The following is a 5,057-nucleotide window of genomic DNA, read 5'->3' as shown; positions in this document are numbered from 1 at the left end:
GCAGCCACCCAATTAGTGAGGGTCTGCGGAACCAGTCCGAGCTCTCGAGCGACGTCCGCGACGGATCGCGACCTATCAATCACCTCGCGCACTGCCTCCGCGCGGAACTCCGGAGAATACTTCCCACGGGAACTGGACATCCCGGGCCTTCCTTTCGGTCATCGCGGTAATCCTACCAATTCCGCGGTGGTCCAGAAAGAATGGGGCACCTCAGCGGGTCGGGCGTGTGCAAATCGTGAAGCTGCGCGTGATCGAGAACACCGGCGAATACCGGGCGGGGGAGTGGACCCCGCATGAGGCCCCGACGACGCATTTCGTGGAAGCGAAGTTCGAGCTGGGCGAGCACGTGCTCTCCTCCCTCCACACGGGAGACGGCGTGATCGTCGTCGGCTACGAGCGCACCGTCGCATGGGGCGAGGAAGGGAACCGCCGCAGCGGCCGCGTCCTCGAAGCGGACGCCAACGGCCCCAACCTCGCCCACGCGACCGCCGTCGTCACCACGCACCGCGCGTCACGACGCACCACCGCCTCTCCTACGGAGGCGGCGCACGGCGTCGCCTCCGACTCGCGGGAGACCCGGTGACCCGCCGGCCGCGAGCAGCGCTCCGCCGCCGGCGGGGCCGCCGGATCGTCCCCGGTGTGAGCGTGCTCGGGGTCCTCGCGCTCGTAGGCGCGATCGCGTGGCACGGGCTCGGCGCCGACACCCCCGAGACCGTGAAGCCCAACACCGCCGTGCAGTGTTTCGGCCCGGAGGCGTCCGCGCAGACGAAAAGCCTCCTCCCGGCCGGATCGAGCGCATACCTCGAACGCGACGACAGTCAAGGAGACACCGACCGCTACGGCCGCGCCCTCGCTTACCTGTGGTACCCCGGCCCGGACGGTACCGCTCACAACCTGGAGCGCGAGCTTCTCGCCGGCGGATACGCCCGCGAGTACACCTACAACCGCTCCGCCTACCGGTATCAGGCGTCATTCCGCGCCGAGCAGGACACCGCTCGAGCAGCCGGCGTCGGGCTCTGGGGCTCCTGCACCTGAGCCGCCACGACCCGAGTGCAGAACCCCCGCCCCTCGGCGCGCGCTGCGCCGTCCGCGAGAGCGCTCCGGTTGCAGCCGAGCGGAGCAGCGCTTCCGCCGCACGAGTCCTCCGTATCGGGCGGCGGCTGAGCGATGGTGGAGAACCATCAGGCAGCCAGTTCCTCCCTGCAGAAGCAGCAGGGACAGCAGGACGGGTGGACAGGATCAGTACTCATGGCCACACCGTAGGAACCACGACGTCGCCGCCGGACAGCTGGTGGGCCGATCTGTGGAGAGCGCGGGGATCTCGCACCTGGGGAGGAGGCGTGCGCCGCTGTCCTCGGTGAGGGGCACGCCCCTCACACCCCCCCCAGCGTTCCCCGCTCCGGGCGCGCGAGGTGCCCTCACGCAGCGGCGACAGAGCACCTTCCCCGAGAGATGAGGACCCCAGCACGTCTCTCCGTTCACGAGAGCTTCGCGGGATCGCCGCAGAATCACGCTTCACGTGATTCTGCGCCATCAAGGGCTGCTGCCGGATGACCCGAAACGGCGGGGGAATGGGGTGCCATCGAGGTCTGCTCGCGTCGACCGAGTCACGCCGATGATGGGCGGGTGAGGCGAGGAGACCGCCGGACTTCTTCAGAACTAGAACGTATGTTCTACTCTCCTCATGGGTACGAATCGCCGCTACGAGCGCCACGTCGGGGCGCAGATCGACCGTCGGATCGAGGAGTTCGCGCACCGCGGCTCCCCCCTCGGCTTGACCGAGGAGGAACTCGACAAGACGCGACAGCGGCCGACCTGGGCGCGCGTTCCGCGGCCCGTCTGGGCATGGATCCGATACCCCGCGACGTCCGTACGGGTCGCTGGGCTTGCGCTCGCCCGGACCCGCCGAGCGGTCATGGTCGAATGGAGTGAAGACGGATCCACACGGCGCCTGTGGGTGTGGGCATCCGCCGTGGAGGCCAGGGCCATCTCCCCTGGAGGCTGAGAGGACGTGGCCGGAGGCGTCCCGGTGTAGCGAGGTAGCTCGGCCGGCGCAAAATTTTCGCCGCCGCCTCACCTGACCCTCGAACTCCCACGGCGGGAGCCTACGGCGAGCCCCGTCAGCGCAGCTCGGGGGGGTCTGTTTCGACTGTCCCAGAGGTCGAGGGCGGCGTCGAAGTAGCCGGCCACGACGAGCAGGCTCACGGTGACCTTCTAGTCCGCTCCACCGTGCTTCTTCATCCCGCGTCGCTCGATCGCGGTATTGCTGCCGGACGTCACGTCGGCACGCAGGCGGCGACGAGCGCGTCGACCTGCAACTGCGCGCCCTGACTCGACGTGCTCACACGCGTATATCCGAGAAGCCTCACGACCTCATTCTGACTCGGAAAGGCCCTCCCACCAGACCCTGGACGTGTCCACGGCGCTACACAACCAGCGACGGTGTGATTTAGGCCGAGCTCGCGCCGGTCAGCCGCGCTTTCGCAAAGTCGATGAGACTCCGCAGCTCTGCATCGGAGGCGCCCCTGCGGCGCCAGCGACGCAGATTGTTCGCGAAGTGTCGGGCCCAGGTGTTCACCGGAGCGCCTGCGGCTACGGCTTTCTTCACGTCCGCGTCGGACTGCAGCGGTTGCGGAACCAAGTTGAGCAGTTGCCTCGACTCCTCGCCCTGTGTGCTGCCCGCGAGCCGTTCGGCCTCGAACCACTCCGCCAGAAGATCGTGGTCAGCCGGCGGTGTCGCTGCGTTGAGCAGCGTGAGGGCGACACGAAGCTCCCGCATCGGTTCTGCGATCGACTCCGTGCGGAGGTTGATCGTGTTCAGGGTGGCGAGAGCAGTGAGCGCTCGGGCGAACGCCGCATCGATCCGTTCTTCAACTCGTGCCGCCGCCGCGGCTTTCCGTTCCGACCTCGCTAGCCGAATCGCCACCCACGTCGAAACGAGGATCGAGGCCGCCGGCACAGCGATACCCGTGACGATGTCCATCGTGGCGTCATCCACGAGCACCACCGTGTGATTTCCGCCAGCTCTCGTAGTTCTTGTAGAGCAGAAACAAACCGGAGAGCACGCCGACTACACCCGCGGCGATCGCCACGATCATCACCGGGTTCAGCACGCCAGCGGTCTGGTCGCGGTCCGCGGCGACTCCGGCTTGAAGTTCGTGCCCTGCGCCGAAGACCACGAGCGCAGCCCCAAGAACAATTAGTGCTGTGGCAGCAATCAGCTTCACTGTTTCTCCTTAGTTCGGGTTGCAGAGGGCTGCAACGGTTGCCGCATAGCCTACGTCGGGCCGCCAAGAGTCGAGGTTCCACGGCACCTTGGCGTAACCGGCGTTAGCCCAGTGGCAGACGAGCTGGTCGTGGAACTTGTTGCCCTCGTAGCTCGAGGGCACGAGAGCGTCGTAGGGCGGGATTCCGGTGCTGCGCGGCAAGCGACTCCAGACGATGTTCGGAGCCGGCGTGACCGAGACGATGTTCTTCGCCGTAGCCATATCGATGATCAGCGTGATGTTCGAGTAGAAGGAGTTGCCGCCGAGGCTCTGAGTAGGGTCCGCGATGATGGGGTACTCGAACGACCCGCTGGTGTGATCCACGACCTGAGTCAGCGTGTTGCCGGTAACTTCGTAGTGAGTCGGGACAGCGGTGCCGCTTGCGTCGGTGGCCCATGGGTTCAGGAAGTACCCGACCATGGTTTCGCCTTCCCAGATGGTCACTCCGCCGTCATCGGCCTGTCTCAGTACGCCGGTGTTGCTGTAGGTGTAGCTGTAGCGTGATGGGGCCTGAGATCCGTCGAGGACAGACACGAAGGTGACGGAGCTGTCCGAATTTGCCAACACGACGGTGGACGAGCTGTCTCCGTTGTTGTAAGTGACACCGGCGTCATTGCTGCTCGAAGCGACGGCGGTCTCGGACGCGGGCAGCGTCACCGTCGCACTAGTGTCTCCGACGGTGATGAGGACTCCGTCGCTCGCGTCGATGGGGGCCAGAACTGAGCCTGTGGGCAAGGACAGGCGATTTCCGTCAGTGGTGCTCTCTACGTGAGACGGTTCTGCCCGCGCGACAACCTCGGGCGCGACAGCCGCGATGGCTGCGAGAGGCGCGTTGGTGGCTTCCTCTGCGGATGCGGCTGAATCTGAGAACAGCGTCCCTCCGGCTACGAGCGCTGCGACGGCAAGTAGTCCCGTCGTCGACAGTCTTCTTGATGACCTCATGTTCCCCCAGATAGACGAGATGCCTGGTGCTCGTCCCTCGAAGAACGGGCTGCGTCCGCGTAGGTTTGATGCTCGCCCGTTTTTTCACTTAGATCAATAAGGTTTGGCTCCGCGCTCCCGAAGTGGGGCCACCGCTCCGGTTGGCTGGGTCCGATTCCAAGATCGCTACCGCCCAGGCCATGCTGCGCTGCGCGGGCCGCGGGTTCGGGCGTCGATGGCGATCGCGAGCTTGTCCGCGATGACCACCGGATTCGACAGGGGCCGGTCGAAGCGAGTCCCGCTCGCACGGGCTGCGGCGATGCCGGCGTTGACCCGTTCGACAATGAACTCCCGCTCGTACTCCGCGAGCGTGGCACGATCGATGAATGAGCCGAACCTCGCTATGGCGACCGTCTCGATAGCCGATGCCCTTACGGGACAGGCTCGCCGCGGTCACGTCGGTGGTGCAGGCGACCTTTGAGCGGCTAGACGTTCACGGTCGTCTGCACGAGTGCCGGCGCGAAGCAAAGAGTTGTGTAGACGAGCGTGGGGAATGACACCGCGTGTCGGTTTCCGTCGTCGACTGCGCTTCTGTTCGAAGTCCACTGCATGGAGAGTTTCGGGCCGACGGTGAGGTTGCGGGCTCGGCGCGGGCGCCGGGACAGACAGTTGTTCTCGGGTCAGCCTTCGGGGGGATGCGATGGCGCCGAGGATGGAAGTAGACAGGCCGTGCGCATGTGTCGGCTACGAGGGGTGGCCGCGGCGTAATGGGGCTCATCGTAATTGAGGGTGTAGTCGGGGTCTGAAGCCGCCAGTTTCGAGCAGGCTGCGGGCGATGTAGTTGGTGAGGTTGCGGAAGCCGAGGGCGGA

7 protein-coding genes and 2 pseudogenes are annotated in these 5,057 nt (G+C 66.0%); 3 read left to right on the top strand and 6 right to left on the bottom strand.

Features of this window, described 5'->3' with window-relative positions:
* A partial coding sequence (locus tag C5D07_RS16490) for a transposase (protein WP_146079777.1) occupies nucleotides 1-140 on the bottom strand: 140 nt, incomplete at its 3' end.
* A gap of 107 nt (nucleotides 141-247) precedes the next feature.
* Here C5D07_RS16490 and C5D07_RS15535 point away from each other — a divergent pair.
* The 3 genes from C5D07_RS15535 to C5D07_RS15530 all read left to right on the top strand — a co-directional run bounded on the left by C5D07_RS15535 (nucleotide 248) and on the right by C5D07_RS15530 (nucleotide 2,005).
* Nucleotides 248-583 carry a single stranded DNA-binding domain-containing protein gene (locus C5D07_RS15535; protein WP_146076819.1) on the top strand — a complete coding sequence of 112 codons (336 nt, stop codon included), beginning with the start codon at nucleotides 248-250 and terminating at the stop codon, nucleotides 581-583.
* Nucleotides 584-639: 56 nt separating this feature from the next.
* Nucleotides 640-1,035, top strand: a complete 396-nt coding sequence (locus C5D07_RS15040; protein WP_170063567.1) for a thermonuclease family protein — start codon at nucleotides 640-642, stop codon at nucleotides 1,033-1,035.
* Nucleotides 1,036-1,684: 649 nt separating this feature from the next.
* The gene (locus C5D07_RS15530; RefSeq protein WP_146076817.1) at nucleotides 1,685-2,005 is read left to right on the top strand and encodes a hypothetical protein; all 321 of its coding nucleotides are present in this window, start codon (nucleotides 1,685-1,687) and stop codon (nucleotides 2,003-2,005) included.
* Between the two features lie 227 nt (nucleotides 2,006-2,232).
* On the opposite strand, the pseudogene C5D07_RS15035 reads toward C5D07_RS15530, so the two are convergent.
* The 5 genes and pseudogenes from C5D07_RS15035 to C5D07_RS16230 all read right to left on the bottom strand — a co-directional run.
* A pseudogene (locus C5D07_RS15035) lies at nucleotides 2,233-2,369 on the bottom strand (recombinase family protein); the annotation flags it as partial.
* 80 nt (nucleotides 2,370-2,449) lie between these two features.
* Complete coding sequence (locus tag C5D07_RS15030) at nucleotides 2,450-2,998, bottom strand: hypothetical protein (RefSeq protein ID WP_146076816.1); 549 nt, start codon at nucleotides 2,996-2,998, stop codon at nucleotides 2,450-2,452.
* Complete coding sequence (locus C5D07_RS15025) at nucleotides 2,991-3,227, bottom strand: hypothetical protein (RefSeq protein WP_104271920.1); 237 nt, start codon at nucleotides 3,225-3,227, stop codon at nucleotides 2,991-2,993. Before C5D07_RS15025 ends, C5D07_RS15030 begins: the two co-directional genes overlap by 8 nt.
* A gap of 9 nt (nucleotides 3,228-3,236) precedes the next feature.
* Nucleotides 3,237-4,001: a DUF2599 domain-containing protein gene (locus C5D07_RS15020; protein ID WP_170063566.1), complete on the bottom strand. Its 765-nt coding sequence runs from the start codon at nucleotides 3,999-4,001 to the stop codon at nucleotides 3,237-3,239.
* 372 nt (nucleotides 4,002-4,373) lie between these two features.
* Nucleotides 4,374-4,562, bottom strand: a pseudogene (locus tag C5D07_RS16230) (recombinase family protein); the annotation flags it as partial.
* Nucleotides 4,563-5,057 lie beyond the last annotated feature (495 nt).

The organism is Rathayibacter tritici, from assembly GCF_002932875.1.
Taxonomy (GTDB): Bacteria; Actinomycetota; Actinomycetes; order Actinomycetales; family Microbacteriaceae; genus Rathayibacter; species Rathayibacter tritici.
Note: the sequence above shows the minus strand (reverse complement) of the source record. Positions and strands in the feature narration are given on the sequence as shown.